At 40.7% G+C, this 2,788-nt stretch carries 4 protein-coding genes; 3 read left to right on the top strand and 1 reads right to left on the bottom strand.

The window, feature by feature from the left end; all coding sequences use genetic code 11:
* Together AC3DU7_RS30375 and AC3DU7_RS30370 are read left to right on the top strand one after the other, a co-directional pair.
* The coding region (locus AC3DU7_RS30375) for a hypothetical protein (protein ID WP_488042961.1) at window positions 1-1,242 on the top strand (1,242 nt) is incomplete at its 5' end.
* A gap of 171 nt (window positions 1,243-1,413) precedes the next feature.
* Window positions 1,414-1,644, top strand: a complete 231-nt coding sequence (locus AC3DU7_RS30370) for a hypothetical protein (protein WP_488042960.1) — start codon at window positions 1,414-1,416, stop codon at window positions 1,642-1,644.
* A gap of 212 nt (window positions 1,645-1,856) precedes the next feature.
* Here the strand turns inward: AC3DU7_RS30370 and AC3DU7_RS30365 are convergent, their stop codons facing one another.
* Window positions 1,857-2,396, bottom strand: coding sequence for a tyrosine-type recombinase/integrase (locus AC3DU7_RS30365; RefSeq protein ID WP_488042959.1), 540 nt, complete (start codon window positions 2,394-2,396; stop codon window positions 1,857-1,859).
* A 64-nt stretch (window positions 2,397-2,460) separates the two neighbouring features.
* On the opposite strand from AC3DU7_RS30365, the gene AC3DU7_RS30360 reads away from it, so the two are divergent.
* Window positions 2,461-2,607 (top strand): hypothetical protein, encoded by a 147-nt coding sequence (locus AC3DU7_RS30360; protein WP_488042958.1) that lies wholly within the window; start codon window positions 2,461-2,463, stop codon window positions 2,605-2,607.
* Window positions 2,608-2,788: the final 181 nt, after the last annotated feature.

Genomic DNA, 2,788 nt, shown 5'->3' with positions numbered 1-2,788 from the left:
GCCGATTCTGATAGGGTAGATGGCTTGCACGCTGGCAGTTTTATTAGAAGTGATGCCGACACATTCCTCGCTAACGCTAGGATAATTTTTGCACACGATCAACCTGCATCTTCTGGAATCACAGCTAACATTCATGGTGGATTAGAGTTGCGCTCAACTGGTAGTGGCACTAGCTCTGGCGCTGCCTTCATATCGTTTCACCGACCTGGAGCGTATGCTTTTCACTTTGGGCTGGACACCGACAATCAACTTAAGGTTGGTGGATGGTCTATGGGAAACAAGTCATACAAAGTTTGGCACGCCGGGAATGACGGGTCTGGCAGTGGATTAGATGCCGACTTGTGGGATGGTTGGCAACGCGCCACTTATCTCAATCAAAGCGTGAGGAACGATGCTTCCCCTACCTTCAATACAGTTTATGCGAATTGGTTTCGTGCCAAAGGCAATACAGGAATTTATTTCCAAAGTTGGGGTGGCGGCTGGTATATGACTGATAGTACCTGGATTAGAGCTTACAACAAACAGGTGTATGTATCCAACGCTGCAACCGCCACATCAACAACCAGCAATGCTGCGATTGGATGCCCGGGAGTAAGGATTGGTAATGGGCAGATACATACTTCGGGTGGCGTTCACACTGGAAATAATATAAGCCTCACCGGGAGTGCGCCGACTATTGAATTTAATGATAATAGTGGTGGTCGAAGATTTTGGTTACACAATAATTCCAATATTCTTTACATATTATCTGACAGGAATAATGATGGAAACTGGGACCCACCATATCCTATTGCCCTTCACGACACCACGCAGAAATCTTATGCTTGGGGGAAGGAGATACCCGTCATAGAGGCAGCAGGAGCTTTTACTCCGACTTTAAGGACTTTAGGAAGTGCTGTGGGGCCGAGTTATTCTGCAAGGAATGGTTATTACAAGATTGTGGGGGGAATTCTTTACTATTGGATTCGGCTAATTTTGTCAAGCAGTATTAGTAGCGGTTCTGGTCAGCTTGCTATCTATGGATTGCCTGTCAAATCTGCTCAAAATAATATGTATTATGCCGGAACTGTAGGGTTTATCACTAATTTAGTGGGGGTGGCAGGTCAGTTGGTAGTTTTAAATTTAAGCAGCAAAGACTACCTATACTTTCACACGGTCAACAATGGATATTACGGCAACACTAGTCACACAATGATTAAAAATGGTTCGCAGCTTCATGTCTCAGGAAATTATCCTATATAACAAAAAAATGTTTTCAGGTTAACTATAGATAATCAGTACCACAAAAATTGTACACTTATTTTCCTTTTTTTTTGCCTACCTACTTTAACTAGTAATATTATTAAAAATTAGCTGGTTTTTTACCTAAGTAAGTTGTTAACATTAACTTCACTCGAAAAGGATTTAATTAATATGATATTAGAATTAAAAGGAATTTTTACGTGGAAAGAATGCAAAGTTTTCCTGAGTGATAGTGCTTATGTGAGGGATGGGATTCTCATCTTCGTTGAAAATCCAACTAATGAGATGCTTGTGTGCGAGTGCAAGACTAATGAATTGGCAGAAGAAATAGCCAATGGTTTGAATAAAATGTTAGAAAAATGGGATAAGCTTAATTCCTTACTAAAAGAAACAAATGTTTAACTGTTAAGTAGACACTTAAAAAAATAGATAGATATGACTGAATTGACAAGTTTGTTTTAAGCTTAACCAAAAATGGAAAGATAGATAAATCAGTTGGTTACGAGCGCGAGACTTGTATGTTGATTGGAGGCTCGGCACTTTTCCTCTGCCAGTGTAAAAAATTACGCTGAGTTTGTCGCGATCGCAATTCTTGCAGGGAAATTTCTACTAATTCAATCAACCATTTTTCTTAAGGCCCCGGCTGCCAGTTCAGTGTATCTAACTGTGTTGGTAATTGATTTGTGCCCAAGTAGTTGCTGTACTAATCTTACATCGTGGCCTTTGTTGATTGAATGATACCCGCAGCTATGGCGGAGTTGATGCGGATGCAGTGGGAATGGCAAGTCGGCAGCTTCTCCTAATGTCTTGATTAACCTGTACAGGCCATCGTAGGATAAAGGTTTGTGACCTTGGCCTAACCAGACAAAGCCGAAGTCGCGATCGCTACTTTTTTTTCGATAATTACTGAGCGCTTTGAGTTCGTCTCTCCACAAAGGAGCAGCACCACTTACGGAACCCTTGCAACGACGGATGTAGATTTCTTGAGCTTTGAAATTAATGTCTTGCCATTGCATGGCCAATGCTTCGGTGGCTCTCAGGCCATGTCGATACATTACTAAGACCAAGGCTAAATTTCTCGCAGATTTACTGCTGGCTTTAGCGGCATCCAGTAGAGCATCTATTTCTGTTTCGTATAAAAACTTTCTCTTCAAACTACAGAAAATATCTTGAAACTACTTTTAATATCTTACCAGTTTATGCAGGTTTGAGGGGTTTTTGACAGTTAAAAGTAAAGAAAATGAATATTTTCTGGGTTTTGCCTTATATATGGGGGTAAGCGGTGAAGGTTCCTTAAGTTTACTGGGTGAAGTGACTTCCAGCACTCAGGAAGTCAAAACCAGTCTGGATGAACTTTTGAGCTAGGTGGGGAAGGTTTATTTCAGGGTGAAAAAATTTCCCAAAATCAGCAAAAGTTGACCCTATTTTTGATGGACTTTCTGCTAGTTCCTCTTTAATATACCAAAAATTTTCTATGAGTTGTGAGATTTGTATTTAAGAAAATTTCGAGGCTGGTTGTTTTTTTAGTTCGTCTATCCAGGGGATG

It is taken from the genome of Okeania sp., assembly GCF_983059655.1.
This window is presented reverse-complemented; position numbering and strand designations above follow the sequence as displayed.